Genomic DNA, 25,979 nt, shown 5'->3' with positions numbered 1-25,979 from the left:
CGAAACGTTGTCTTGCGCAATGCGCCGGGTTCGCCTGCACGGCCCCATCCTACGGAAGCGGGTAGCCCTCCTCGATCCAATCCACTACGCCGTCAGCGCCCATTGCGCTGTGGATCTGCTCCCGCTGCTCCAGATGCGGGATGTTGTATTCGTCGAACCGGTACGTGTCTTCGAATACGATGATATGCGGCGTTCCAGGTGCCTGCACGTCGCTGTTAAAGTTGTGCAGCAGCGTTTCGTTATTGTAGCGGCCCCCGGCGCTCACCTCATCCCACTGTTCGGCCCCATGCCGCTGAATGAACGCCAGCCCGTCGTCTACCTTCTCGTCCATCGCTGCAAAGACAAACTTGGTAGGGCGGTCGTGCGCCGCCGAGAACTCCTCGGGAAGCTCCGAAACCGCGTCAACGACTTCATCGCGCGAGGAGAACTCACACGACGACGCTCCCACATAGTAGACCACGTAGATCTGCTCGTGTCCTTGATACGATGCGCTTTCAGCAGACGAATCGCGGTCTTGTCCATAACACGCTACGCCCGCCAAACCGACGAGAAAAATCAGACAGCAGATGGTAAGAAATGGTCGCTTCATTGCTATGGCGCTGCATAATTCAACGAGTATGAAACGTGACAATCTCCAGCGGAGTCGCGTCAAGATGGAGTGGACGTAAAGAGCCTACGTTTCTCACAATAACCGATGTCGTTTCGACACGCAAATCGTCTACTGCTGCGAGTTCATCTCGTACGTTACTCTGCATAGCACATCCGCTGCGTAGCCCCCCACTCACCACCGCCGCGTAATCTGCGGCAGAATCGCGTCTTTCCACGCCATGAAGCGATCGTCCAGAATGGCCTGCCGCGCCTCCCGCATCAGCCAGCAGTAAAACGCCAGGTTCTGCTGCGAGGCAATCTGCAGGCCCAGAATCTCGTTTGACTTCTGCAGGTGACGCAGGTACGCCTTCGTGAACGTCTGCGACACGTAGGCCTCCAGCCCTGGATCGATGGGCGTATGGTCGTTGGTAAACTGCGCGTTTTTGATGTTCATCCGTCCCTGCGTGGTAAAGAGCGTGCCGTTGCGCCCGTTGCGCGTGGGCATCACGCAGTCGAACATATCCACCCCGCGCGCCACGTTTTCGAGCAGATTCTCCGGCGTGCCCACGCCCATCAGGTAGCGCGGCTTGTGCGCGGGCAGCAGCGGTGTTACCACCTCTACCATGTCGTACATATCTTCGTGCGATTCGCCCACCGAGAGGCCGCCAATCGCATAACCCGGGAAGTCCAGATCCACCAGTGCACGGGCCGATTCGCGGCGCACCTCCGGATACGTCACGCCCTGCACAATGCCAAACAGCGCCTGCTCATGGCCATGCGGCGAGGTGGTCTTCTCATAGTGGAGGCGAGCCCGCTCCGCCCAGCGCAGCGTCAGCTCGTTCGATTCCCGCGCATACGCCTTCGATACGTCGGCAGCCGGACACTCATCCAGCACCATCATAATATCCGAGCCCAGCGCGCGCTGCGTATCCACCACCGATTCGGGCGTAAACAGGTGCTTCGAGCCGTCAATGTGGCTGCGGAACTCCGCGCCCTCTTCGGTGAGGGTACACCGGTCCGCCAGCGAAAAGACCTGGTATCCGCCCGAGTCGGTAAGGATGGGCCCGTTCCACTGCGAAAACCGCTGCAATCCGCCTGCCGCCTCGATCACGTCGGTGCCCGGACGCAGGTAGAGGTGGTAGGTGTTGCCCAGAATGATGTCGGCCTGCACATCCTCATGCAGCGCCCGCGGCGGCACCGCCTTCACACTGCCCAGCGTACCCACCGGCATGAAAGCGGGCGTACGCACGGTGCCGTGGGCCGTCTCGAATGAGGCCGCACGGGCGTCGCTGGTGGCATCAGTGTGGGCAAGGGTAAACGTCATACAAACAGTAGCTTAAATTAGGAGGGAAGCAGAGGGCACGTGCCGCAGTGGCTATCGGGATGCGCACTACGCAATGCACGCGCCCCGGCTGCGGGTTCCGGTATCGCGCAGGCAAAGGCTCTCGGCGCTTCGGTTCCGGGTCGGATGCAGCGCAGCAACACGTCCGCGATTGATGACGAAGATCTGACAGGTCTCGAAAGACCTGTCAGATCTATTGGGGATCTTTCATCGCCGCTGCGTCTGACCGTACTCGTTCAGCTCCAGTGTCAGCTCCTCGCGCCAGGCGCGGTAGATGGTCACGAGAATGGCGGTGGCAGGCACGGCAATGAGCAAGCCAAAGATGCCCATGAACGTGCCAAACGCGAGCAGCGCAAACACAATGAGCACCGGGTGCAGGCCCATCTGATAGCTCAGGATCTTGGGCGTGAGCACCGACTGCTCCAGAAGCTGCTGGGCCAGAATGACGGCAAGTACGATCACTGCATCCATCCAGCCGCCAAACAGGAGCCCGATGCATCCCCCCAGCACCATGCCCACGATGGGTCCCAGGCGCGGGACGAAGTTCATAATACCCACCAGCAGCCCGATGAGCAGCCAGAACGGCACCCCGAAGAGCGCCAGCGCCACAGCCACATTCACCCCCGAAATGAGGCTGATGATCAGCTGTCCGCGCAGGTAGTTGCCCACAATGCCGCCCGCCTCCACAATGTAGTCGCGGCGCCCGTTGGCCGTGGGAAAGAGCCCCACCAGGCTGTCGCGAATGGACGGGTAGTCCTTCAGCGTGTAGAACAGGATAACGGGGATGAGCGCCAGCACCGTAATCACGCCCAGCACCGACCCGACCGATGCCAGCACCTGCTCGGCTGCGCTCGGCAGGCGGCGCGTCTGTTGCTGCACAAAGTCGGTCAGCTCACGGATGAGCGTGTCGCGTTCGATGACACCCGCGCCCTCCAACTCCGCCACCACGGGCGAGGTCGCCAGCCAGTCACGAAGGGTCTCCAGCGCGCTTAGCATCTGCCGCGACAGCCGGTCGACCTGCTCGGCAATGTTCGGCGCAATAATCACAATCGCCGTAATGAACAGCCCCACCACCAGCACCGTCACCACCAGCGATGAGACCCAGCGCGGCACTCGGTAGCTATGGTCCAGGCGCTTTACGATCGGGTGCAGCAGATAGGCCAGCAGATATACCGCCACAAACGGAATTAGCACGGTGCTTGTGCGCGCAATGGCCCAAATGAGCAGCAGCACCCCGCCCGCAAGCACAAGCGCCCGCGCCGCCGCGTTCTGATGCACCGGCCACAGCAGCAGTCCACCCGCCACAGCCACCACCGGCGGACTCAAAAACGAGCCGTACTGCGGAAACTCCATGGTGTACAAGAGCGCCAGCAGCATCACCAGCCCGCCCAGAAGGAGAAGCACTTCGTGAACAGGCGCATCCCTCCACGATTCCGCCAGATCGTTTGTGTCAGGAGGCGTCATAGGCCGAAAAAGACGTTAGGGGGATACGAAGGCAAGAGCACCAAGCGGGAGCACAACCCAGCTTCGAAGGTACACGCTTACATGTGCATCGTTTTCTTTCGCCAGGTAGGCCCTGCCCTATTCTATGCCCCACGCAGACGTGTTTGATCCGGCGCAGTTGCATCGCGCAGGCACCGTGCTGTTAGACACCGCCCGCCCCGATGCCGAAAACCAGCACACGCGGCTGTTCACCGATCCGCTCGATGTCTGCAACGCCCCCACCTACGCCGAGGTGCCGCGCGCGCTTCAGGCCGCCCAATCCGCCCGCGATCGCGGCTACTACGTGGCCGGGTACGTGGCCTACGAAGCCGGATACGCCCTTGACCCGTCGCTGCACGATCTGGCTCCCCCGCGCACGGCGACCGACGGACCGCTTGTGTGGCTCGGCGTCTACGATGCGCCCCACGTATGGCCCGCCGCCGACGCCCACGCGGCCTGGACCACCGTAGCGCCCGAAGCGCCCACCAATCTGCAGTTCGCCTGGCCCGAAGCGGATTACCGGCATGCCTTTCGTCAGGTTAAGCAGCACATCCACGACGGCAATGTCTACCAGATCAACCTCACCGGCCCGGTCGACATGGACACACCGGCCAACCCCGTTGCGCTCTATGCGCATCTGCGGGCGCGGCAGCCCGTGCCCTATGGCGCGTACATCAACACCGGAGCGCGCACGGTGCTGTCGGCCTCCCTCGAACTCTTTATCCGGTGGACGAATCGCCGCATCCACACCCGTCCCATGAAAGGCACCGCCGCGCGTCCGCCCAGCGCGCCGGAAGACAACGCCGCTATCGCCGCCTTGCGTGCCGATGCCAAGACGCAGGCCGAGAACCTGATGATTGTGGACCTGCTGCGCAACGATCTGTCGATCTGTTGCACGCCAGGCTCGGTGCACGTGCCGGAGCTGTTCGCGGTGGAACGCCACCCAACCGTTTTGCAGATGACCTCGACCGTGGAGGGGCAGTTGCGTGAAGACGTAGCCTTGCCTGAGCTGTTTCGGGCGCTGTTTCCATGCGGATCGGTGGTCGGCGCGCCCAAGCTGCGGGCTATGCAGATCATCCGCTCGCTCGAACCCGCCCCGCGTGGGGTCTACTGCGGCGCCATCGGCTGGGCCGGACCGGATGACGAAGCAGCGTTTAGCGTGGCCATCCGCACCGTGGAGATCGGGCCCGAGGGCGCACGCATGGGCACAGGCGGCGGGCTCGTGTGGGATTCGGAGGCCGACGCCGAGTACCGCGAGTGCAAGCTCAAAGCGCAGTTTCTGGCGGATACCGAGGCCCCTGCTCCGCTCGTCAACCCCACGCTCATCGAAACGATGCGCTGGGATGGCGAGGGCATTCCCTTGCTCGACCGGCACCTGCACCGGCTGGAGGCATCAGCGCAGTACTTTGGGATTCCGTGCGATACTGTGGCCATTCGCCAGGCCCTCGCATCCACCTGCAATGCATTGCCCGACGCGCCGCACATGGTGCGCGGCACGCTCGCCCCCAACGGCACGTGGCAGGCCACCACACGCCCGCTCAGCGCGCCGCCCGAGCGCCCGTGGCGCCTTACGCTAAGCCTGGTGCACGTGGACCCGCGCGATGTGCGCCTGCATCACAAGACCACCGCCCGCACGCCGTATGACGAAGCTGCCGCCTTTGCGCGGGCGCACGATTGCGACGAGGCGCTGCTGCAATCGCACGACGGATTCATCACCGAGGGCGCACGCAGCAACGTGTTCATCGAGCGCAACGGACAGCTCTACACGCCGCCCCGATCGAGCGGACTCCTGGGCGGCGTCTACCGTGCAAAGGTCATCGAAGAGCGCGACGTTCGCATCCAGCCGCTCACGGTCGATGACCTCCGCACCGCCGACACTCTGTACTGCTGCAACGCCGTCCGCGGATGGCGCACCGCCTGCTGGGTCGAGCCCGAAGCGGTGGCGGCGTGATGGGGCGCGTTGTTTAGTCTCCTATCTCGGTATCCACGTCCGTCCCTGCGCTCACGCTCGTCGCATGGCACAACCAGCATGACCTACGGCCCCTCCGCCGTGCGACGCAGGCTGTTCAAGGGCACAAAAAGCATGACCCTTCGGGCCCCGCTAACTTAGCCCAGACACCGCCCGGGACGTCCGCTCCGCTCCCAGTCCCGGGCTACAAGTCGCTAAACACGTACCCGGGAGAGGATGACGTTGCTTCAAGGTGTTGCGTACGCTCGTCGCAAGGCTCTGCCTCGTGACGCACCACCCAGGAGGCTCTGCCTTCGCAAGCACCCATAGCCTGCACAAGATCATCCCCCCACCTCAGTCACTTGTGCGACAGCTCCCCTCTCCAGGGGAACAGGTTCGGGCTTCGCTCACCATATCTTGGGCAGCTCTCCAAAGGGTAGGAGACGAGGCAGTGCCCCTCCACTTGTCTCCCTCTTCGCTGAAGGGGGAATAAGGGGGATGTGGCCCGGCACCTGACTCCCGCCAACGTGAAGGCGCACGCTACGCGCGCTCAGCCATCAGGATGAGACGCGGGCTGTCGTCGGTATGCGGGCGGCCATCGTAGTGTCCAAAGGCGTGGGTCGGGTGCAGGCCCACCGCCTCGTACATCGCTTCCAGATCGGCACGCGTGAAGAGGCGCACCGACTCACGATAGGTCTCCGGCTCCCCGTCCGCTGGCGTCAGCGTGATGCGCTTGTGGATCCGCCCGTCCTCGATCCAGCGCTTTTGGTGGATATGCACGCCGTCGCGGGTTTGCTCATCTTCGGGCACCAGCGTAGCGCGGACCTGCGGCGCGTTCAGGAAGTCCTGCACGAGCCATCCGCCCGGCACGAGCGCAGTGCGCATTGCCCGGAGCGCCTTCTGGTTTTCGGCGTCGTCGTCAAAATACCCGAACGTGGTAAAGAGGTTGACCACGCCCTCGAAGCACGCCTCGCAGGTCGGGTCGCGCATGTCGCGCACATCGAAGATAACTGGCAGGTCTTCGGCGGCTGCGGCCTGGCGGGCCTCCCGAATTGACGGCTCCGACAGGTCAATCCCCGTGACCCGGTAGCCGCGCCGCGCCAGCTGCAGCGAATGCCGCCCGCGTCCACACCCCACGTCCAGAACGCGGGCCTCAGGATCTGGCTGCAGCGTGGCCTCCACCAGGTCGAGCGCCTGCTCCGCCTCCTCGGTGTCGCGATGCGCATAAACGAGCGTGTAAGCGTCGCTGTCGAACCAGCCGTCGTACCAGGGCATGCAGAATCGGGGATAAGTCGGAGATCAACGGAATGCAGATGTCGCCTCGAACGAAACATGTGCTGTAGGGATTCGGAAGCGTTTCCGAATCCGCCCGGTCCTGGTGCATCCCCAACAACCATTGCCGACAACGGACGTTACGTTATGTGTCGCATTGTTCTTCCTTGACCCGTAACGCTGTCTATGTCTCCAACCGCGCCTCTCCGCTACGCCCAGCAGCACACCGATGCCTTCGTCGGCGAACTGGAAACGCTGCTCCGCATCCCCTCCGTCAGCACCGATCCCGATCACGCCCATGATGTGCAGCAGGCCGCGCAGTGGCTGGCCGAGCACTTCCGCAGCCTGGGCGTGGATGCCGAGGTCTGGCCCACCGACGGCCATCCCGTCGTCTACGCCACGCACCATCCGCACGACGACGCACCCACCATCCTGGTGTACGGCCACTACGATGTGCAGCCGCCCGATCCGCTTGATGAGTGGGACCACCCACCCTTCGAGCCGACCCACGTCAACGGCGACCTCGTAGCCCGCGGTTCCTGCGACGACAAGGGCCAGATGTTCATGCACGTGAAGGCCCTCGAATCCTACCTGAAGTCGGATACCACGCCGCCCGTTAACCTCACGTTCTTGATTGAGGGCGAAGAGGAGATCGGCTCGGCCCATCTGCCGCAGGTGTTGGATACGTATGCCGACCGCCTGGATGCCGACCTCGTGCTGATCTCCGACACCAGCATGCTGGCCGAGGGGCAGCCCACCATCACATACGGGCTGCGCGGACTCGCCTATCTGGAAGTCACCCTGCAGGGGCCCAACCGCGACCTGCACTCCGGGCTCTACGGCGGTGCGGTCGAGAACCCGATCAACGCGCTCAGCCAGATGCTGGCCGATCTGCACGACGACGATCACCGCGTCACCATCCCCGGCTTCTACGACGACGTGCGCCCGCTCACCGATGAAGAGCGCACCACCATTGCCGGTCTTCCATTCGATGAAGACCACTGGCTCGATGAGATCGGCCTGGACACCGCCCGCACCGAAAACGGGTACAGCATTCTGGAGGCGATTTCCGTGCGCCCCACGCTCGACGTGAACGGCATCTGGGGTGGATACACCGGCGAAGGCGCCAAGACCGTGCTGCCTGCCGCAGCGCACGCGAAAGTCTCCATGCGCCTGGTACCGAACCAGACGCCCGAGGTTATCTACGACGCGTTTGAGCAGTGCCTGCGCGAGCGCGTCCCCGACACCATGACGCTCACGGTGAAGCGCCTGCACGGCGGACAGCCGGTGCTCGTGGAGCCCGATCAGCCGATTATGCAGGCCGCTGGCGCCGCGATGGACCAGACGTTCGACCGCGAGACGGTGTTTGTGCGGCATGGCGGCTCCATCCCGATTGTGGCGGAGTTTCAGCAGCGTCTGGGGCTCGACAGCGTGCTCATGGGCTTTGGCCTGGAATCGGACGCCATCCACTCGCCCAACGAGAAGTTTGGCCTCGATCGCTACGCCAAGGGCATCGAAACGATCATCCACTACTATCCCGAGCTCGCGAAACGACTGGCGTAGGGCTGGGGCGTGCGGTTGCATGAACGCTTCGTGCACCTGCACCAGACACGGAACCGTGCAGGGCTCTCTTATTTACGAGAACCCTGCACCAGCCCGGGTGGCGGAATTGGTAGACGCGACGGATTCAAAATCCGTTGTCCGCGAGGACGTGGGGGTTCGAGTCCCCCCCTGGGTACATAACAGATTCAGCACGAACGCCCCGAATTGCCTGCAACCGGCGGTTCGGGGCGTTTTGTGTTTGGCTCTCTCATTACTCACGTCGGCGGTCGGTTCTCATCGCGCCACCACAGGTAGCGCACCACGCTCAGGTAGCCTACGAACGCGGCGGCGGACAGGCCGAATCCGGCTTGGGTGACCAGGGCACGGCCTCCAATCACGGCCTCCATGAGCACCATGATCAGCAAGATAAGCGACGCCATAAGCGCGGCCCCCAGCAGCGCCAGAGGCCACGCCTGAAAGGCACGTCCGTTGAACATAGGGCGGTACCCGAGGTCGGGCGGGTGAGATGACTGTACTTACGCGGGGGCGTTGCCCGGCTTCCACTTGATGCTGCATCCCATAGAGGGGTGCTGCTCGTCGGGGAGCGTGCCGCCGTTCAGCACGGCATCGAGCGCGGCGTGCAGGTCTTGGCCGTGCGCCATGCCGTTGTTGGGGCGCGTTTCGTCGTAGCGGCCTCGGTACACCAGTTCGCGATCGCCATCAAACACGTAGAAGTCGGGCGTGCACGCCGCCTGGTAGGCCTGTGCAACGCTCTGATCTTCGTCTTGCAGATACGGAAAGGGATACTCTTTCTCTTTGGCCCGCTCAGCCATCTTTGCGAAGCTGTCCTGCGGATACTCGTCCGCATCGTTGGAGCAGATCGCGACGAACTGGGCTCCGCGTTCGCCATACACACGCGCCGTCTCCACGAGCGCTGGCTCTACGTGGTGCACGTATGGACAGTGATTGCAGATAAACATGACCACGAGCACCGGGGCCTCGTCGTAATCGCTTAGCGCGCGATGGTCGCCGGAGTGGTCATCGACGTCCGGGTTTGCAATCGGCAAGTCAAAAGGAGGCGCGGCGGTCCCCAGGTCGAGCATGTGTGATTCTACGGCAGCCATATGCGGTTCACATTAGTCAAGAAAAGGAAACGTATGCTGCCTGCATCAACCCAACGCCGAGAGTGGAGTTCACGGCGCCGCGCGTCAGTTCAGGATTTGTTACGGATGCGCAGGCGGGTCGGCAGCCTCGGCCTCCGCATGACCAACCCACTGCATGAGCCGCTGCACGAGCGCCTGTTGCGCCGCCGCCCCATCGCTGTGCGTGGCTCCAACGCTCCACGCATCGGGAAAGGCATGCAGCACATGCGGACTCCCCGCGGCCATCACCAGCGCACGCGGATGCGCCCGCAGGGCGTCGAACACGGCCCGGTGCGCCTGGGGAAACTGGAAGTCGTGCCAGGCCGCTGGCTCCAGCGTAAGCACCGCCACGACCTGTTCGGCCTGGTGGATGCGTGCGGCCACCGCTGCGGTCTGGCTTAACGACGCTTCAGCCGGGCATGCCACATACGCGGCCTGGGGCCACGCCTCCGAAAGCGCCTGGCGCAGGGTGCTGTCATCGTCTGATTCGGCAGGATGGGCCGTGCAGCGAACCACGACCGTATCCTTCTGTCTGCTCAACTCGGTGATAGCGGGCCCGCGCCCGAATGTGGCCTTTCGCGCAATGGATATTGCGGCCTGCTGGTGAAGTGGCCGCCCCACCATGTCCTGTAGCGCCGCGTTGGGGCGCAGTCCGGCATCGCGGTGCTCATGCACCCAGGCCATCAGGCGGTGCACGCGGGCCACCGCCGCATTGAGACGCTCCTCCGAAATATCGCCCTTCGCTACCGCCTCTGCAATGCCTTCGATGACGGCCCGTGCATCGGGCGGATCGAGTAGCATGTCGACGCCGGCATTCAGCAACGTGGCGGCGCGTGCTCCGGGCGCGTCAATGCCGTCCATGAGCAGACTGTCGGATACGATAACGCCTTCAAATCCCCACCTGTCTCGAAGCAGCCCCTGCAGGATGGCCGTCGATGCGGTGGCCGGCGCTCCGCTGGGATCGAGCGTCGGATAGGACACATGCGCTGTCATGAGGCTGGTGGTGCCAGCCTGGATGGCGGCACGGAACGGCCAGGCGTCGTCGGTAAGGGCCTCGGCGTCTGCTTCAACAACAGGCTGATCGGCGTGCGAGTCGGTTGTGGTGCGTCCGTGTCCGGGGGCGTGCTTGGCGGTGGTAGCAAGTCCGTGCGACTGCGCGGTTGCGACGTACGTGTGCACATGTGGCGCCACAATGCGGGGTGTCTCGCCGAAGGCCCGCGTGGCGATGATGGGGTTGCGCGGTTCGTTGCGCAGGTCGGCCACCGGGGCAAACGCCCAGTGGATTCCACAGGCTTCTGCCTCAAGTGCTGTGATGCGAGCCAGTATCTGTACCGAACGCGTCCCGGCGCGTCCGCAGGCCAGGGCCCGCGGAAACGAGGTGGCCCCGTCCACTTGTTGCCCCACCCCGTGCTCAATGTCGGAGGCCACAAGGAGCGGCTTGGGGGCGGCATCGTGCACCGCGTGGAGCGTGTCAGCGATCTGGGACCCGCGTGCGTTGAACAGCAGCACACCGCCTATGGGGTAGCGCTGGCAGAGCGCCTGTATAGACGTGAGTTCGTCGGTCGCAGTGCGCTTGGGGGGCAATGCGGAACCCATACGCACCATAACGAGGCGAGCGGCACGAGCACGCAGGTCATCGAGAGAAGCCATGGGAAAGCAACGAGCAAAGGACAAGTTGCACGAGGGGCCGCGCGTGGGCTACGCATCTGCGTCATAGAGCCCGTGTGTGTGGATATATGCTTGCACCGCCGAGGGGACCATATATCGAATGGAGCGCCCTTCGCGGCAGCGCTGGCGCACCTCGGTACTCGATACTTCGAGCATGGGCGCGGCCACATAGCGGGCCTGATTGGCAAAGCGCGGTACCGCTACGTCGCCAAGTCCGCCGGGACGCTTGTACACCACAAGGTCGGCCAGTGCAGCGATAGCATCAGGTTCGCGCCACGTGTGGAAGGCGTCGAGACTGTCGCTGCCAATGAGCAGCGCAAAGTCGGCGTTCGGGTGCTGCTCGCAGAGCGTGCGCACCGTATCTATGGTGTACGACACGCCCGGCCGCTCAATCTCGATATCGCAGAGGGCAAAGCCATCGTGTCCTTCGATCGCAGCGCGTGTCATAGCCAGCCGGTCGGAGGCGGGAGCAAGCTGGTCATCGGATTTGTGCGGCGGCGTTGCATTAGGAATCCACCAGACCGCATCAAACCCAAACTGGTCGCGCGCCACCTCGGCTACGACAAGATGAGCGATGTGCGGCGGATTGAACGACCCGCCAAACAGAGCAATGCGCATAGAGACGGCACGGGCAAAAGCAGCACAACGGGATAGAAGCGCCAGCGGTAACTGATTACGGTGTATCTTGGGCCAGCTGGTCGTTGGATTCGCGCTCTTCGATACGCTCCAGGCGCTCTTGTGCCCGCTCATAGTGGCGCTCAGCCGCCCCAAGATGCGGACTGTTGGGGAAGACCTGGGCCAGACGATTGTAATTTTCGATGGCCGACTCCAGCCGTTCGGCCTGGCGCTGTGGTACGCTCATGTCAGCATACTCGACATACGTTCGCACCGCTGCCATCAGCGCCTGGTCGGCGTAGTCGGTGTCGGGATACAGGTCGAACACCTCTTCGTAGGTGTATGCAGCCGCACGGTACATGCGGCGGCGTTCGTACAGTTCGCCCGCCTCAAACTGCTTGCGCGCCAGCTTATTGCGCAGCTCGGCCACTTTGGCCTCGGCATCGCTAATCATTTCGTGATTCGGATAGCGCTGGATATAGATCTGGAAGTTCGAAATCGCACGCTCGGTGTCGGTCTGGTCGAGCTTGTAGTTGGGCGATGCGTTGTAATACATCAGCGCACGCCGGTACTCGGCATCGGGGCGGAGCTCGTGCGTGCGATAGAGCTGGGTAAAGCGGTTATACTCGGTGGCCGCCAGCAGATATTGCCCACGCTCCTCGTGAGCTCGTGCCATCTGGAACTGCGCTTCGGGCGCCCACTCGCTGCCTCGCCCGTACTCAAATACGCCTCGAAAGTACTCAATTGCGGTTTCGTGCTCGCCCTCTTCAAAGAGCTCCATTCCTTTTTGATATGCCTGCTCAGCCGAGTTGTGGCTGATGCGCTGCGCACCCGAACAGCCCGCAAGCAGCACGCTGCACACGGCAATGCCAAACCAAAGAAAGCGCATCGCACGAAAGGAACGGTACATAAAGTAGCAACAAGGGAGCGAAAGAATACGAAGCACCATGTCCTGCATTAACCTATACAGAACAGGAGTAAATAGCATGTCCTCAAACAGCCCCCCAATCGGCAGTTTCAATCAGACCGATGGTGCGCTGAACAAGCTACGGAGTACAGATTCGATGGACGCAGGCATGAGGGAGCACGCACATGACTAAACGCATACAACTACCAGAACGCAAACTGCGCCCTGGACTCCTCATCCCGGTTATCTCAAGATAGCTTGAGTGTGGCTCATTCAAACAGGCGTCTGCGTAAGGAGGCCTATGGGCTAAGTAAGCGCCGGGGGCGTAACGTGCGCTAAAAAGGCTCTGTTCCTCTTATTGCCCCGTTCACGATCTACGTGCGTGGCCGATGACATTCGCACGTGTAGTCCGTAAACTTTTCATCCGTCAGAAGCTATAACCCCTGTAACTCCGTGCAGGCCTTTCGTACAGCGGCTCTCAATGTCGCCCGCCATGGCCCTGTTTGCCCGTCTTATACTCCCACTGGAACCTGGCGGCCCGGTCCTGCAACGACCCCGTTTTCCTGTTTTTCCTGGATGAACTGACACGTTATGAATCGACTTCTCCTCTATGCGTGTAGCCTCTTGCTACTCGCCAGCTGGCAGCCTGCCGCCGCCCAAACCACGGCCAACGGCGCCACCGACGCTTCCGTAAACGGCTTCAGCCGCGCCCTTGGCGTGTACGGCGATCAGGTCTTGGCCGCCGAGCCCGATATGATGCACACCCCTGGCCTGGTATACATTTTCGGCCCCGATGCCTCGGGAAACTACGTGGAGCAATCGCGCCTGCGCGCTGAAAACGGCACCGTCGGCGACGGCTTTGGCACCGCGCTCTCTGTTGCTGACAGCCGCCTGGCTGTTACGGCTCCCAATGCCGACTCTATCGGCGCCGCGTATCTGTTCGAAGACGCGGAGGGCACCTGGTCGCAGACCGGCCAGCTTACGCCTACCGACACGCTCGACAGCTTCGGAGCCAGCGTGGCCCAAAGCACCTCCACCGTTGTGGTTGGCGCCCCCGCGCACAACAACCGCACCGGCGACGCAGTCGTCTTCTGGGACGACAACGGCAGCTGGACGCAAGCGCGCCTGGCCTCCGACACGCTGGGGCTCGACACCGGCGCTTCCTTTGGGGCGCGAGTCGCCGTGCATGACGGCACGCTCTTCGTCAGCGCACCCAATCACGATCGCGGCGTTGTCATCGCCTTTTCGTATGATGCCGATGCAGACGCCTGGACCGAAACCGATCGCATCACGCACGATGAACTCACAGGCGGCGCCCGCTTCGGCAGCGCCCTTGCCGTACAAGACGGCATGATGCTCGTTGGCGCCTCGCGTCACAACACCGGCGCTGGAGCGGTCTTTGCCTTCTCGTATGACGAAGAGATTGGCACCTGGGCCCCCACCAGCACGCTCACCGCCTTCGACGGGAGCACCCGCGCTCGCTTCGGGAGCGCCCTTGCCTTTGACGGCACCAACGCCTGGGTCGGCGCCCCGAACGCCGACAGCCGACGCGGCGCGGCATACCGTTACGCCCACGAAGATGGCCGTTGGACAACCGCCGAACGGGTCTTCGTTTCTGATATTGAGTCGGGCTACCGCTTGGGCGCCTCGCTCGCAGCCAATGCCTCCGTTGCTGCTGCCGGACTCCCTGGTGGATCGAATGGCGCAGGCAAAGCCACTGTCTTGCAATCCGACGGCTCTGCCTGGATGGCTGCTCAGACCATTGAGGGCGCTGCCGATGCAGGCCTCCAAGCCCAGACCGGCGAAGAGCTCTCGTGCGAAGATGGCGAAGCCGGCGGGTTTGCCTGCGACAGCGTTGACCTGCTCTCCTTCCTGCCGATCCACGAAATTGGCGGCGAGCGCGGCGTAAACGCAAACGACGTGTGGGGCTGGACTGACCCCGAAACCGATCGTGAAGTCGCACTCGTGGGACTTACCAACACGCTCGCATTCGTCGACGTGACGGATCCCGTCAACCCGGTCTACCTCGGCCAGCTACCGATGACCGAAGGCGCACGGGCCAGCTCCTGGCGCGACATGAAGGTCTACCAGAACCACATGTACGTCGTCTCCGACAATGCAGGCGAGCACGGCATGCAGGTGTTCGACCTCACGCAGCTGCGCGACCACTACGGCACCAGCGCGCCCACCACGTTCGAACCCGACATGGTGTACGACCGCATCAACAGCGCGCACAACGTGTTCGTCAACGAGGAGACCGGATACGCCTACGTTGTGGGCGCCAGCGGCGGCGGGGAAACCTGCGGCGGCGGCCTGCACATGGTGAATCTTGAGGATCCGGCGTCCCCCCAGTTCGAAGGCTGCTTTGCTGACGAACGCACCGGGCGCAGCGGCACGGGCTACTCACACGACGTGCAGTGCGTGGTCTACGAAGGCCCCGACGAACGCTATCAGGGCCGCGAGCTCTGCTTTGGCGCCAACGAAACGGCCCTCAGCATTGCCGACGTAACCGACAAAGAGAATCCTGAGGCCCTCTCCGTAAGCAGCTATCCCAACACGGGCTACACCCACCAGGGCTGGCTCAGTGAGGATCAGCGCTACTTCTACATGAACGATGAGCTCGACGTGCTGCAAGGCCTCGTCGACAACACGCGCACGCTCATCTGGGATCTGAGCGACCTCGAAGATCCACAGCTCGTCGACGAGTTCTTCTTCGAGACAAACTCCAGTGCGCACAACCTCTACACGAAGGGCGACCTGATGTATCTCTCAAACTACAAAGCCGGGTTGCACCTGATGGACATCAGCAATCGCGAGGAGCCGTCTGTCGTGGGGCAGTTCGACACAGCGCCCTACCAGGAAGGACCGGGATTCACCGGCTCTTGGAGCAACTACCCCTACTTCGAGAGCGGAACCGTACTCGTGAATAGCATTGGCGAAGGCATCTTCATGCTGCGTCCGCAGCAGGAGCCGCTCTAACCGCCATGCGGTCCATGCAAATCTGAACGAAAGCGGGCGGCTGCTATACGAGTAGCCGCCCGCTTTTCGTTGGGTTTGGTGTGCCGTGGCATGGCCCTGCATCCTCGTTTTCGTTTCACGTATCTGCTTCCGTCTATGCGTTTCTCTCGCCTTTTCCGTGCGGCTCTCATCGCCTTCGTTGTTGGAGGCCTTGGGTGGGCCGCTACGCCCGCCATCGCCCAACCTGCCGACGTTCCACAGCGCCTGTATGTCTGCAATCAGGGGGAAGCTACCGTCTCTGTGATCAACATGGAGACCAACACCGTTGAAACGGTGGTCGACCTCACCGAGCTGGGCTTTTCCGAAAACGCCAGTCCGCACCACGCCATTGCCGAACCCGATGGCTCGGCCTGGTACGTCTCACTCATCAGCGAGAACACGGTGCTTAAGTTCAACGCCGAGAACGAGCTTGTGAGTCAGGCCGCTATGCAGGCGCCGGGCCTCCTCGCTATGCATCCCACTGAAGACTATCTCTTTGCTGCCCATTCCATGAAAGCGGTCAACCCGCCGCAACGCATCGGTATGATGCCACGCAGCAACCTGGAGGCCATCGAGCAAGTCGACGTGTTTCTGGATCGCCCGCATGCCATCGCCATTCCGGGCAGTGGCGACGCGGTGTACGTGGGCAGCCTCGCTACCAACCAGCTCATGGGACTGAATCCCGACACCCAGCGCGGTGAGCTTACGCCGCTGAGCGGCCCCACGCACGTCATGGTGCAGATGGCCGCCTCGCCCACGACCAACACCGTAGTGGGCACCGGGCAGATGACCGGACAGCTCCTCTTCTTTAACCGCGAAGACAACGGCGCACTTGCGCCCGATACCTCCGTCACGGTCGGCGCCCAGCCCTGGCATCCCGTGTACAGCTCCGACGGACGCCGCATCTACGTGCCCAACAAAGAGTCGAACACCATTAGCGTGGTGGATGCCGAAGCGCGCGCTGTGGTGGAAACCATCGAGCACCCCTCGCTGGTACAGCCCCATGGCTCGGCCCTCTCTGCTGACGGGCGCTACCTCTACGTCTCCAGTAATCATCGCCAAATGAATATGGATATGGGCGATACAGATGGCGGCGATATGGAGCACGAGGACAGCATGGACCACAGCGAGATGAATCACGACGAGATGGACCATGCTGAGATGGATCATGACGCCATGCACGACGACAGCACGCGCCATAGCGAGATGCACGACGGTGATCACGAGGCCATGCACGACGCTCACCACAGCGACGAAGACGCATCCGCTGCCATGCCCTCGGGCAACAACGGCACCATCAGCGTGATCGATACCGAGTCGTTAGAGGTGGTCGACGTCATCGAAGTCGGCGAATACCCAACCGGCATCGGCACCCGTGCGCGCTGGTAACGCTATCTCCATAGCGCTGCGTACGTAGCGCCTTCTTTCGCAAGCCTCCGTTCCCAACCCGTCGTTCCTATGCAACACCGCTCGCCTCTTTTCGCTCTGCTCGCCACGGCTGCGACTGTGCTCCTGCTCAGCGCGTGTAGCAGCACATCGACCGTCGATTCGCAACAGACCGCCGCCAGCGAGGACGCGCCACTCTTTGAGCGCGTCATTGCGCCGTTCCCCGTGCTGAATGCCGAGGGCGACTCGCTTGCGCATCCGTTCTTGGGCGGATTCAACACGCCGCGCCCCCAGTTTGTGGATATCGACAGCGACGGGGATGTCGACCTGTTTGTGCAGGAGCAGAGTGGACGCCTCATGTATTTCGAGAACGATGGCAGCGGCGCTACCGACCAGGCTCTCACTTGGCAAACCGACCGGTTCCAGGACCTGGACGTGGGCGAGTGGTTTCGGTTTGTGGAAAATCAGGACGGGGGCTACGACCTGCTCACCGAATCCCCCTACAACTACATTCGGTACTACCGCAACGTAGGCTCGCCCACCGATCCGCAGTTTGAACTGGCTGCGGATACGCTGCGCGATGACCAGGGCGAGGCCATCTTTTCGGATCGCCAGAACATCCCCAACATCGCTGACCTGAACTGCAATGACCGCCCCGACCTGCTGCTGGGACGCCTGAACGGCACCATCACGCACTACCGCGCCACCGGATTCGACGACGGCGTACCGATCTTTCAGCACGTGGAAGACCGGTTTCAGGACATTGAGATTGTGGAGGAGTTTGCGCCCGGCACGCGCCCAAGCATGCACGGGGCCAACTCACTCACCTTTGCCGATGTGAACGACGACGGCCACATCGACCTGCTGTGGGGCGACTTTTTCGAGACGAGCCTGCTCTATTTCGAAAATCGCGGCTCCTGTAGCCGGCCCGATCTGCCTCTCGATCCCACACCGTTTCCGCCGCCTGAGCCCGCCTCTACAAGCGGATACAACGCCCCCGCCCTCACCGACTGGACGGGCAACGGGCAGCTTGACGTGTTCATTGGTGTGCTGGGCGGCGCGTACAATCCCAACGCGACGCTGGCCGATAACTTCTACTTCTACGAGGCGAACGAGGACGGCAGCTACACCAAGCGCACCGAGCGCTTTCTCTCGGGCATCGACGCCGGCAGCGAGATAAGCGCAGCGTTCGGCGATCTCACGGGCAACGGCGCCTCCGATATGCTGATCGCCAATCGCGTGGCGCCCACGGACCGCCAAACCTCGCACGTTACGGCCTACACAAACACGGGCACCGCTACAGCTCCACAACTGGAAGAGCAGGGCACGCTCGACTTGCCCAATAGCTATCACTATGCCCCGGCGCTTGCTGACCTGACAGGCAACGGCCAGCTCGATCTGGTTGTGGGCACGTGGAACGGACGCATTGCCGGGTATGAGAACACGTCCTCCAGCGAATCGATCTCATTTGCTAGCGAGCCGCTCTTTACTGCTGAGCTCCCCAGCAGCGGCAACGCCAACCCGGCGCTACTGGACGTAACCGGCGACGGCCAGCTTGACATCGTGTCGGGCGCGTCGGACGGGCGCCTCTACGTGCTCGAAAACACAAGCACCGACGGCACCGTCTCGTTCACGCCGCACGAAGAACATCCGGCAGTGGCCGATGTCAAGCGCGAACGGCGGAGTGCCCCCACCTTTGCCGATCTCACCGGCAACGGCCAGCCCGACCTCATTGTCGGGTCGGAGGCGCAGGAGCTTGTGATGTACCCCAACACGGGCACCGACGACGCGCCTGCTTTTGCATCCGAGCCGACCCCGCTTCCGGTGGAGGCACCTCCGCTTGCTACCCCATCGGTGGTAACGCTGGAGGACGGCCGCCCGGCCCTGATGATCGGCACAAAGAGCGGCGGACTGCGCTACTATCGCATCAACGGAACGCTGTAGTGTTGTGCCACGCGTGGTTCTGAGAGCAGAAGATCTGACAGGTCTCGCACGGCCTGTCAGATCTATCTATGCTGCTCCTAATCATTTTTGTGGAGAAGGCGCTTCAGCACTGCAGAGCCGGAGCCGAACGTCGGACGTACTCCTTGTAATCTGGGCACAGACGGTGCAGGCATGCCTGCGCTACCCCGTCTCGGCAATGCGGGCGGCGGTTTCGGCAAACGGGCGAAACGTGCACTCCAGTTCGGTGCGGGCCCGCGTGGTGTCGTAGCGCAGGGTGCGAGATGCAGAGCGCGCCATCGTCCGCGAGAAGCGAGGCGTGCCCCGCGTAACCCACGCCCAGGCCTCCGCCAGTCCGCCGGCGGCACGCAGCCAGCCCTCCGAAATGATGCGACTGGGGGCGTCCACGCCATGGGCCTCCGCCAACTTTCTGATAATCGCCACCCAGGGCAGGTTCTGACTGCCAAGAATGTAGCGGCGTCCGGTGGTGCCGTGGAGCATAGCCCGCCGCATCCCCATGGCCACGTCTTCGGCGTCAACCACGCAGGTGCCGCCCGGCGGTACGCCCGGAAGCCGCTCGCTGCGTACCGCCTGCACAATGCGGTGCGTGCTGGCATCGGGGCGCCCCGTGCCAAAGACAAGCGCTGGGTTCACGATGACGGCATCGAGTCCCTCAGCAATGCTGCGGTGCACTTCCAGCTCCGACTCGCGCTTGGTCTGGGCATACGCCGAGCGGTCAGGGCGGCCCGTCCACGCGTTGTCTTCTGAGATGAGTCCCTTGTGGGATGCGGGGCGGCCCAGTGCGGCAATGCTGGAGGTGTGCACCACACGGGTTGCACCCGCTTGCTGAGCCGCGTTCAAGACATGGGCGGTGCCATGTACATTGACCGGACGCAGCGCACGCAGGTCGGCGCCAAGGTCCACACGGGCCGCGGCGTGGTACACGTGCGTAATGCCCTCCATGGCCTGCTGCACCGTGTGCGCCTTGGTGAGATCGCCCGTGGCGTGCTCAACGGCATCAACGGCATCACCGAGCGCATCCAGAGGCGAATCGGGGCGCCGAAAGATGCGCACAGTGGCGTCTTGGGCTACCAACTGGCGCACCAGCGCCGAGCCAACGAGTCCGGTGGCTCCTGTTACGAGAATACGCATACGCAGGCAGGAATCGCGAAGTGAAAACAGAAGAAGGCGGCCTGCGCCTCCCCAACGAGATGACCAAGCGGACCGCTAAGCAGAGGGCTATGCTTCCAGGTCGAGTTCGATGAGCAGCGCATCTTTTTCGACTGCGTCGCCCTCGCTCACATGGATCGCCTCGACGGTGCCCGGCCCCGGCGCCGACAGTTCGTTCTCCATCTTCATGGCTTCGAGCACGAGCAGGCCCTCGTCGGCCTCGACCGTGTCGCCTTCGGAGACAAGCACATCGAGCACCAGGCCTGGCATGGGTGCGCGGACCTCGGCCTCCCCCGCATCGGCAGCGGCTTCGAGCCCGAAGGACTCCAGCAGCATGGCGCGTTCGTCTTTGACCTGCACCTCGGTCATGCGTCCGTTGATCGTGACACGGTAGCGGTTCCCATCGAGCGGCTCCACAGCAGCCGATATGCTCGTGCCATCAACCAGAAGCGACAGGTAGCCCGGTCCCACGCGCTCCACCGAGATATCGGTGGCCGAGGCATCGGCATCAGTCTCGTCGAGCATAAGGCCCTCGTCGTCGCTCACCGTGCAGTCGAACGAGCGGTTATCGAGATCGGCGCGGTACGATGTATCAGACATAGCGGGAGCAGAACCAGGGGAGGGAGCGACAAGCAGATGTAGGCCATGTTGTGGAAGCAACATACGAACGCGCCACGCCATTCACAGTTTGTGCTCTGCAAAGCCTCCTTTGATTTTCCCCGCTCCGCATGTCCGATGCGCTCTCGGCCAACCAAGTCACCTGGGCCTACACACAGGGCCTTTTCCCGATGGGCACGCCCTACACGCAGACCATACAGTGGCACTCGCCCGACCCGCGTGGCGTCATTCCGCTCGATGCATTTCACATGCCCCATAACCTGGCCAGGCATGTGCGGCGCGGCACTTTTGCCGTACGCACCGACACCGCATTCGCCAAGGTCATCGCCGGCTGTGCCGACCGCGACGAAACGTGGATCACACCGCCCATCAAGGAGGTGTTCACCGAGCTGCATCAGCGGGGCGTAGCGCACAGCGTAGAGTGCTGGAAGGACGACCAACTTGCGGGCGGACTCTACGGCGTGGCTCTGGGCGGTGCATTCTTTGGTGAGTCAATGTTTTTTCGCGAGTCGTATGCCTCGAAGGTGGCGCTGGCCCACCTGGTTCGACAACTGCGCGCGGGCGGCTACCAACTGCTCGATACGCAGTACACCACCAAGCACCTGGAGCGCTTTGGCGCCCGCGAGGTGCCGCGCTCGCGCTACCTCGACATCCTGCGTGCCGCCCTCGACGTAGATTGCCCGTGGTGGCCCCTCCCCAACGAACCCTTCGACTGCCTGCCGGATATGAACAGCGTTCCCGACTTTGGCCCAGTGTCGTCGTAGCTGGGTCTATGTATTTTGTAGGTACAGGGGGATGCGCAGCCCTTTGCATCTCTCTATTGTATGTTCTGAACGTAACTGCTTCTGCTATGTCCGTCCATTTGCTTCGTATTGTGGGTCTGCTGCTTCTGCTGCCCCTTGCCGCCTGCACCGACGACGCGCCGCCTCCGCCCGCCGAGCCCAACGACGCCCCCACCGGCGTGCAAGAAGCACCTCCGGCTCCGCCCGACTCAGCTACACAGGATCGCTTTGCCGATGTCATGAGCAACGCCCGCACCGAGAACCTGCACACCGAATCCCTCGGACGCATCATGCAGGCGCTGGGGCAGCAGTTTATGGGTGCCCCCTACCTGGAGCATACGCTCGACACCACGCCGACCGAGCGCCTCGTAACGCGCCTTGACGGGTTCGACTGTGTGACGTTCGTCGAAGCCATGCTGGCGATGGGGCGCGGGGTGGCCGTGCGCGACTACGGATTTGAGGGCTATGCCGAGCGCCTGCAAGCCCAGCGCTATCGCGGCGGTGCCGAACCCAGCTACTGCGCTCGCCTGCACTACTTTAGCGAGTGGATTTCCGACAACGAACGTCGCGGTGTGGTGCGCGACATCACCGCCGACCTGGGCGGGGCCCGCGTGGATCGCTCGCTTACCTTCATGGGCGAACACCGCGATGCGTACGACCGCTTTGCCACGAACGACAGCCTCTACGCCTGTATTCAAGACATGGAGGCGAATCTGCAGGCCCAAAACCATGCATGGCACGTCATCCCCCAAGATGACATCAGCGCGGTGGCCGACCAGATTGAGGCGGGCGACATTATTGGGCTGGCCACGGACATCGAGGGGCTCGACATTGCCCACACCGGGCTCGCGTTTCGCGCCGACAACGGCCAACTTGGCCTGCTACATGCCTCGCTCAGCGGCGAGGTTGTTGTTTCGCCCGATATTCAACAGTACGTCCAACAGATCGATCATCAGATCGGTATCGTGGTAGCGCGCCCTGTAGCGCCGTAGCACCAGCCCACACTGCGTCTACGCTTCCCATCTTGACTTCTACAACGAATGGTTCGTTTTATGAGAGACATTGAGCGTATTGGGGTGTACACCAGCGGAGGTGATGCCCCCGGCATGAATGCCTGCCTGCGCGCGGTGGTGCGCACCGCCCTAGCCAACGACCTCGACGTGATGGGCATTCGCCGGGGCTACGAGGGCATGATCGAGGGCGACTTTGTGGAGATGGACCGGCGCTCGGTCTCCAATATCGTGCAAACTGGCGGGACTGTACTCAAAAGTGCCCGCTCTCCCGCATTCATGAACCCCGAAGGCCGCGCTCGTGCCATGCGCATGCTGAAGGAGTATAAGGTGGATGCGCTGGTCGCTATCGGCGGCGACGGTACGATGCGCGGCGCGAACATCTTGCACGACGAACACGACATTCCCGTTGTGGGCTGTCCCGGCACAATCGACAACGACCTCTACGGCACCGATACCACCATCGGCTACGATACGGCGCTCAACACCGCTATCGAGAACATCGACCGCGTGCGCGATACCGCGGATGCACACAACCGCCTCTTCCTCATTGAGGTGATGGGCCGCGATGCGGGGTTCATCGCCCTAAACTGCGGTATTGGCGGCGGCGCTGAGATGGTGCTCATCCCCGAAACCATCACCGAAATGGAGGTCGTCAAGGAGCGCCTCCTGTCGCTTATGTCCGCGCAGCGGCGCTCTACCATCGTCATCGTGGCCGAGGGCGATGAGCTCGGCGGAGCGCGTGGCATCGAGAAGGCCCTCTTAGACGACAGCGACTTCAACGACATCGACCTGCGCTCGACCATTCTGGGCCACATCCAACGCGGCGGCTCGCCCACCGCCAGCGACCGCGTCCTGGCCAGCCGCCTGGGCGTGGGCGCCGTCGAATCGCTCCTCGACGGGCACTCCGAAGTCATGGTCGGACTCGTAAACAGCGAGGTCAAGCTCACGCCGCTCCGCAACGTGTGGGGCCGCAAAAAGAGTATCGATTACGACTTGCTGAAGCTCACGCAGATTTTGAGCTAAGCCTGCCGGATCCCTACCGCCTCCGGCACTTCTACGCTGCGGGTGGGATACAACATGCTGTACATCCCGCCCCACTTTTTCGCTTCTTGCTGCTATGCCCACGCATCCCCCTGCCAACCATCCGCCCATTGGCGAAGTCGATGGCAAGCGCGAGCACATCGAAGCCATGTTCGATGCCATTGCCCCGCGCTACGACCTGCTGAACCGCATTCTGAGCCTTGGCATCGACCAGTACTGGCGCCACCGCGCGATTGACCTGCTTCGCCCCGAGCGCGTCACACGGCTTATGGACATGGCCACCGGCACCGCCGACCTCGCCATCATGGCCGAGGAGGAGCTGCACCCGCGCCAAGTCGTAGGGGTCGACATCTCCGCCGAGATGCTGCGCTTCGGCCAGAAGAAGCTCGACCGGCGCGGTCTGGGCCCGCGCATCCAACTGGTTCAGGGGGATGCCGCCGATCTTCCGTTTCCCGACAACGCGTTCGATGCCGCGCTCGTAGCGTTTGGCGTCCGCAACTTCGAGAACTTAGATGCAGGGCTGAGCGATATGCACCGTACGCTGCGCCCCGGGGGCGTGCTCGTGGTGCTGGAGTTCAGCCAGCCGCGGGGCGCGCTCATGGCGCCGCTCTACGACTGGTACTCGCGCAACGTGCTCCCGCGCATCGGCGGCACCTTGAGTCCCGATGCCGGCGCGTACCAGTACCTGCCCGACTCCGTCGCTGCCTTTCCCGACGGCCCCGACTTCCTCGACCGGCTGCACGGCACGGGCTACACCGACCTGCTGTGGGAGCCGCTCACCTTCGGCATCGCCTCGCTCTACCGCGGACGCGTTCCTTACGCTGCGTAACGCCTATGCCTGACAACGCTGCTACGCCTACTGTGGAGGTCACAATCACCGGTGCCGGTGCCCACCACGAGGCGCTCACGGCACTCCTGAATGAGCACGGCGCGCACGGCTTCTACCCCGAAGGCAATACGTTTCGGGCGTACGTTGCCGCACCGGTCTGGGGGGAGGCGAAGGCCGATGCCGTGCGCGAGTGGCTGGATGCACAGGCCCCCACGGCCGCGCTCCACATCGACACGATTCCAGCGCGCAACTGGAACGCCGAGTGGGAGGCCTCCGTCGAGCCGCAGCACATCGGACCGTTCTTCGTGCGCCCGTCGTGGTCCGATGCCGCGCCTCCCCCCAACGCATACCCGCCGCTCGTCATTGACCCGAAGATGAGCTTTGGCACCGGCTACCACGCCACCACGCGCCTGGTGCTGGAGCTGATGGCCGATCTGTCCTTCGACGACGCCCGCGTGCTTGACGTAGGTACCGGCACCGGCATCCTGGCTATTGCCGCCTGCCGTGCCGGAGCCGCCCGCGTAGATGCCATCGACATTGACACGTGGGCCGTGGAAAACACCCGCGAGAACATCGCCCAGAACGACGTGGCCGAGCGGGTGCAGGTGCATCACGGCACCCTCGCCGACCTGCCCCTCGCATCCGCCGACATTGTGCTTGCGAATATCCACCGAGCCGTACTCATCGACCTGATGCCGCAGTTTGCCGAGCGGCTGCGCGAAGGCGGGCACTGCATCTGCTCCGGCTGCCTCCTCGACGACGCTCCTGCCATGCGGGCGGCTGCGCGTGAGCATGGCTTTGCTGTGACGAACGAACGCTCCTCCCTGCCGTGGTGGGCCGTGCACCTGACGCGTGCGGCGGCGTGATTTGTATCCAGGGACGCAGGAGTGTCTCCAGGCCCGTCCAACGGGGGACCGTTGGACGCAGAGATGTTCAGGATGGGATTCTCGCGTTCGTAGAGAGCAACCACTAACCCACCGCCTTCTCCCCGACTCGTCATCCTGGACAAGCGAGCGTGCGAGCGCGATCCAGGATCCAGAGCAAGGCGGCAGCCTCTCGTTACGAGGATATACCTGCTAAGACACTTTTGTAGGTCTATCTTAGGAACTTGGGCTACGTGCTGTAGGCGTGTCCGGGGACCAGGGGCACGCATCAAAAGCCTGCGCCCGCAGGGGACGGATACGAGCCCCCACCTCCCCTTCGATCCCTCGCACATCATTGATGCAGATGCGGGTACCCAAGGACGGGGCAGAGCCCCTGTACGGCACACGTCGCACGGCGGAGCCATGCGACGAGGGGGTTCTCTTTTGTTCATGCAGCAACGCCCCACTTCCCTCTTCACACTCGTCGCGAGGCTCTGCCTCATGACGCAGGTGCTGAGGGGCTCTGCCCCGTTTTCGCTCCGGACATAGCAAATAATGCAAGTTCAACCAGTCTGTTTGGAGTGGTCCAGTTTGCAGGCTTCACGCCTCCCCGCGGCCCTCCCCGCGGTATAGAACCCGTGTATGAAGCTGTTCGGCCTCGAAGAAGTGGGCCGCCCGGACGAAGCCCGGAGGGACGCGCCCGAAAATTGATCCTGTTTAAGCGAGCTTGCGAGTGAGTTTGATCAATTTTAGCGGACCGAAGGGCGCAGTCAGGCCCAGTTCTTCCAGCCTTGATCTTTTTGGTTCGTTTTTGCATCAAGGCAAAAATGAAC

At 62.9% G+C, this 25,979-nt stretch carries 21 protein-coding genes and 1 tRNA gene; 11 read left to right on the top strand and 11 right to left on the bottom strand.

Going from position 1 to position 25,979, the window contains the following annotated elements:
* Nucleotides 1-49: 49 nt before the first annotated feature.
* The 3 genes from CRI93_RS05585 to CRI93_RS05575 form a co-directional block, all read right to left on the bottom strand.
* Nucleotides 50-589, bottom strand: coding sequence for a hypothetical protein (locus tag CRI93_RS05585; RefSeq protein WP_141491575.1), 540 nt, complete (start codon nucleotides 587-589; stop codon nucleotides 50-52).
* Nucleotides 590-781: 192 nt separating this feature from the next.
* Nucleotides 782-1,912, bottom strand: coding sequence for a tRNA guanosine(34) transglycosylase Tgt (tgt, locus tag CRI93_RS05580; protein ID WP_098061637.1), 1,131 nt, complete (start codon nucleotides 1,910-1,912; stop codon nucleotides 782-784).
* A 225-nt stretch (nucleotides 1,913-2,137) separates the two neighbouring features.
* Nucleotides 2,138-3,394 (bottom strand): AI-2E family transporter, encoded by a 1,257-nt coding sequence (locus CRI93_RS05575; protein ID WP_098061636.1) that lies wholly within the window; start codon nucleotides 3,392-3,394, stop codon nucleotides 2,138-2,140.
* Between the two features lie 124 nt (nucleotides 3,395-3,518).
* On the opposite strand from CRI93_RS05575, the gene pabB reads away from it, so the two are divergent.
* Nucleotides 3,519-5,363, top strand: a complete 1,845-nt coding sequence (gene pabB / locus CRI93_RS05570; RefSeq protein WP_098061635.1) for an aminodeoxychorismate synthase component I — start codon at nucleotides 3,519-3,521, stop codon at nucleotides 5,361-5,363.
* 537 nt (nucleotides 5,364-5,900) lie between these two features.
* Here pabB and CRI93_RS05565 read toward each other — a convergent pair.
* Nucleotides 5,901-6,635, bottom strand: a complete 735-nt coding sequence (locus CRI93_RS05565) for an SAM-dependent methyltransferase (RefSeq protein WP_098061634.1) — start codon at nucleotides 6,633-6,635, stop codon at nucleotides 5,901-5,903.
* Between the two features lie 183 nt (nucleotides 6,636-6,818).
* Here CRI93_RS05565 and CRI93_RS05560 point away from each other — a divergent pair, with 183 nt between their 5' ends.
* Together CRI93_RS05560 and CRI93_RS05555 are read left to right on the top strand one after the other, a co-directional pair.
* Entirely contained in the window at nucleotides 6,819-8,195 is a 1,377-nt protein-coding gene (locus CRI93_RS05560) for a dipeptidase (RefSeq protein ID WP_098061633.1), read from the top strand.
* A 91-nt stretch (nucleotides 8,196-8,286) separates the two neighbouring features.
* A tRNA-Leu gene (locus tag CRI93_RS05555) sits at nucleotides 8,287-8,370 on the top strand.
* A gap of 79 nt (nucleotides 8,371-8,449) precedes the next feature.
* Here CRI93_RS05555 and CRI93_RS05550 read toward each other — a convergent pair.
* From CRI93_RS05550 to CRI93_RS05530, 5 genes are all read right to left on the bottom strand, one after another.
* Nucleotides 8,450-8,671: a hypothetical protein gene (locus CRI93_RS05550; RefSeq protein WP_098061632.1), complete on the bottom strand. Its 222-nt coding sequence runs from the start codon at nucleotides 8,669-8,671 to the stop codon at nucleotides 8,450-8,452.
* A 39-nt stretch (nucleotides 8,672-8,710) separates the two neighbouring features.
* Entirely contained in the window at nucleotides 8,711-9,298 is a 588-nt protein-coding gene (locus CRI93_RS05545) for a thioredoxin family protein (RefSeq protein ID WP_098061631.1), read from the bottom strand.
* Between the two features lie 99 nt (nucleotides 9,299-9,397).
* Nucleotides 9,398-10,966: a glycoside hydrolase family 3 protein gene (locus tag CRI93_RS05540; protein ID WP_098061630.1), complete on the bottom strand. Its 1,569-nt coding sequence runs from the start codon at nucleotides 10,964-10,966 to the stop codon at nucleotides 9,398-9,400.
* Nucleotides 10,967-11,014: 48 nt separating this feature from the next.
* Nucleotides 11,015-11,602, bottom strand: coding sequence for a nicotinate (nicotinamide) nucleotide adenylyltransferase (gene nadD, locus CRI93_RS05535; protein WP_098061629.1), 588 nt, complete (start codon nucleotides 11,600-11,602; stop codon nucleotides 11,015-11,017).
* A gap of 55 nt (nucleotides 11,603-11,657) precedes the next feature.
* The gene (locus tag CRI93_RS05530; protein ID WP_245850351.1) at nucleotides 11,658-12,488 is read right to left on the bottom strand and encodes an outer membrane protein assembly factor BamD; all 831 of its coding nucleotides are present in this window, start codon (nucleotides 12,486-12,488) and stop codon (nucleotides 11,658-11,660) included.
* Nucleotides 12,489-13,097: 609 nt separating this feature from the next.
* Here CRI93_RS05530 and CRI93_RS05525 point away from each other — a divergent pair.
* The 3 genes from CRI93_RS05525 to CRI93_RS05515 all read left to right on the top strand — a co-directional run bounded on the left by CRI93_RS05525 (nucleotide 13,098) and on the right by CRI93_RS05515 (nucleotide 18,833).
* Nucleotides 13,098-15,485 carry a choice-of-anchor B family protein gene (locus tag CRI93_RS05525; protein ID WP_098061627.1) on the top strand — a complete coding sequence of 796 codons (2,388 nt, stop codon included), beginning with the start codon at nucleotides 13,098-13,100 and terminating at the stop codon, nucleotides 15,483-15,485.
* A 135-nt stretch (nucleotides 15,486-15,620) separates the two neighbouring features.
* Nucleotides 15,621-16,892: a YncE family protein gene (locus CRI93_RS05520; RefSeq protein ID WP_098061626.1), complete on the top strand. Its 1,272-nt coding sequence runs from the start codon at nucleotides 15,621-15,623 to the stop codon at nucleotides 16,890-16,892.
* A 69-nt stretch (nucleotides 16,893-16,961) separates the two neighbouring features.
* Nucleotides 16,962-18,833, top strand: coding sequence for an FG-GAP repeat domain-containing protein (locus CRI93_RS05515; RefSeq protein ID WP_098061625.1), 1,872 nt, complete (start codon nucleotides 16,962-16,964; stop codon nucleotides 18,831-18,833).
* A 180-nt stretch (nucleotides 18,834-19,013) separates the two neighbouring features.
* Here CRI93_RS05515 and CRI93_RS05510 read toward each other — a convergent pair whose 3' ends face one another.
* Both CRI93_RS05510 and CRI93_RS05505 read right to left on the bottom strand, forming a co-directional pair.
* Nucleotides 19,014-19,982: an NAD-dependent epimerase/dehydratase family protein gene (locus CRI93_RS05510; protein ID WP_098061624.1), complete on the bottom strand. Its 969-nt coding sequence runs from the start codon at nucleotides 19,980-19,982 to the stop codon at nucleotides 19,014-19,016.
* A gap of 87 nt (nucleotides 19,983-20,069) precedes the next feature.
* A complete protein-coding gene (locus CRI93_RS05505; RefSeq protein WP_217992504.1) occupies nucleotides 20,070-20,600 on the bottom strand; it encodes an acyl-CoA carboxylase biotin carboxyl carrier protein subunit in 531 nt (176 codons plus the stop codon).
* Nucleotides 20,601-20,728: 128 nt separating this feature from the next.
* On the opposite strand from CRI93_RS05505, the gene aat reads away from it, so the two are divergent.
* The 5 genes from aat (at nucleotide 20,729) to prmA (ending at nucleotide 25,149) form a co-directional block, all read left to right on the top strand.
* Nucleotides 20,729-21,382, top strand: a complete 654-nt coding sequence (gene aat, locus CRI93_RS05500; protein ID WP_098061623.1) for a leucyl/phenylalanyl-tRNA--protein transferase — start codon at nucleotides 20,729-20,731, stop codon at nucleotides 21,380-21,382.
* Nucleotides 21,383-21,468: 86 nt separating this feature from the next.
* Nucleotides 21,469-22,392 (top strand): N-acetylmuramoyl-L-alanine amidase-like domain-containing protein, encoded by a 924-nt coding sequence (locus CRI93_RS05495; protein WP_098061622.1) that lies wholly within the window; start codon nucleotides 21,469-21,471, stop codon nucleotides 22,390-22,392.
* A gap of 60 nt (nucleotides 22,393-22,452) precedes the next feature.
* The gene (pfkA, locus tag CRI93_RS05490) at nucleotides 22,453-23,436 is read left to right on the top strand and encodes a 6-phosphofructokinase (protein WP_098061621.1); all 984 of its coding nucleotides are present in this window, start codon (nucleotides 22,453-22,455) and stop codon (nucleotides 23,434-23,436) included.
* A gap of 94 nt (nucleotides 23,437-23,530) precedes the next feature.
* Nucleotides 23,531-24,283, top strand: a complete 753-nt coding sequence (gene ubiE, locus CRI93_RS05485) for a bifunctional demethylmenaquinone methyltransferase/2-methoxy-6-polyprenyl-1,4-benzoquinol methylase UbiE (protein ID WP_098061620.1) — start codon at nucleotides 23,531-23,533, stop codon at nucleotides 24,281-24,283.
* Nucleotides 24,284-24,288: 5 nt separating this feature from the next.
* Nucleotides 24,289-25,149 carry a 50S ribosomal protein L11 methyltransferase gene (prmA, locus tag CRI93_RS05480; RefSeq protein WP_098061619.1) on the top strand — a complete coding sequence of 287 codons (861 nt, stop codon included), beginning with the start codon at nucleotides 24,289-24,291 and terminating at the stop codon, nucleotides 25,147-25,149.
* Nucleotides 25,150-25,979 lie beyond the last annotated feature (830 nt).

The organism is Longimonas halophila, assembly GCF_002554705.1.
Taxonomy (GTDB): Bacteria; Bacteroidota; Rhodothermia; order Rhodothermales; family Salinibacteraceae; genus Longimonas; species Longimonas halophila.
This window is presented reverse-complemented; position numbering and strand designations above follow the sequence as displayed.

Excerpts from the sequence above, each read along its gene's own strand:
- CRI93_RS05585 (WP_141491575.1), bottom strand. The coding sequence starts at position 589 with ATGAAGCGACCATTTCTTACCATCTGCTGTCTGATTTTTCTCGTCGGT.
- tgt (WP_098061637.1), bottom strand. The coding sequence starts at position 1,912 with ATGACGTTTACCCTTGCCCACACTGATGCCACCAGCGACGCCCGTGCG.
- CRI93_RS05575 (WP_098061636.1), bottom strand. The coding sequence starts at position 3,394 with ATGACGCCTCCTGACACAAACGATCTGGCGGAATCGTGGAGGGATGCG.
- pabB (WP_098061635.1), top strand. The coding sequence starts at position 3,519 with ATGCCCCACGCAGACGTGTTTGATCCGGCGCAGTTGCATCGCGCAGGC.
- CRI93_RS05565 (WP_098061634.1), bottom strand. The coding sequence starts at position 6,635 with ATGCCCTGGTACGACGGCTGGTTCGACAGCGACGCTTACACGCTCGTT.
- CRI93_RS05560 (WP_098061633.1), top strand. The coding sequence starts at position 6,819 with ATGTCTCCAACCGCGCCTCTCCGCTACGCCCAGCAGCACACCGATGCC.
- CRI93_RS05550 (WP_098061632.1), bottom strand. The coding sequence starts at position 8,671 with ATGTTCAACGGACGTGCCTTTCAGGCGTGGCCTCTGGCGCTGCTGGGG.
- CRI93_RS05545 (WP_098061631.1), bottom strand. The coding sequence starts at position 9,298 with ATGGCTGCCGTAGAATCACACATGCTCGACCTGGGGACCGCCGCGCCT.
- CRI93_RS05540 (WP_098061630.1), bottom strand. The coding sequence starts at position 10,966 with ATGGCTTCTCTCGATGACCTGCGTGCTCGTGCCGCTCGCCTCGTTATG.
- nadD (WP_098061629.1), bottom strand. The coding sequence starts at position 11,602 with ATGCGCATTGCTCTGTTTGGCGGGTCGTTCAATCCGCCGCACATCGCT.
- CRI93_RS05530 (WP_245850351.1), bottom strand. The coding sequence starts at position 12,488 with ATGCGCTTTCTTTGGTTTGGCATTGCCGTGTGCAGCGTGCTGCTTGCG.
- CRI93_RS05525 (WP_098061627.1), top strand. The coding sequence starts at position 13,098 with ATGAATCGACTTCTCCTCTATGCGTGTAGCCTCTTGCTACTCGCCAGC.
- CRI93_RS05520 (WP_098061626.1), top strand. The coding sequence starts at position 15,621 with ATGCGTTTCTCTCGCCTTTTCCGTGCGGCTCTCATCGCCTTCGTTGTT.
- CRI93_RS05515 (WP_098061625.1), top strand. The coding sequence starts at position 16,962 with ATGCAACACCGCTCGCCTCTTTTCGCTCTGCTCGCCACGGCTGCGACT.
- CRI93_RS05510 (WP_098061624.1), bottom strand. The coding sequence starts at position 19,982 with ATGCGTATTCTCGTAACAGGAGCCACCGGACTCGTTGGCTCGGCGCTG.
- CRI93_RS05505 (WP_217992504.1), bottom strand. The coding sequence starts at position 20,600 with ATGTCTGATACATCGTACCGCGCCGATCTCGATAACCGCTCGTTCGAC.
- aat (WP_098061623.1), top strand. The coding sequence starts at position 20,729 with ATGTCCGATGCGCTCTCGGCCAACCAAGTCACCTGGGCCTACACACAG.
- CRI93_RS05495 (WP_098061622.1), top strand. The coding sequence starts at position 21,469 with ATGTCCGTCCATTTGCTTCGTATTGTGGGTCTGCTGCTTCTGCTGCCC.
- pfkA (WP_098061621.1), top strand. The coding sequence starts at position 22,453 with ATGAGAGACATTGAGCGTATTGGGGTGTACACCAGCGGAGGTGATGCC.
- ubiE (WP_098061620.1), top strand. The coding sequence starts at position 23,531 with ATGCCCACGCATCCCCCTGCCAACCATCCGCCCATTGGCGAAGTCGAT.
- prmA (WP_098061619.1), top strand. The coding sequence starts at position 24,289 with ATGCCTGACAACGCTGCTACGCCTACTGTGGAGGTCACAATCACCGGT.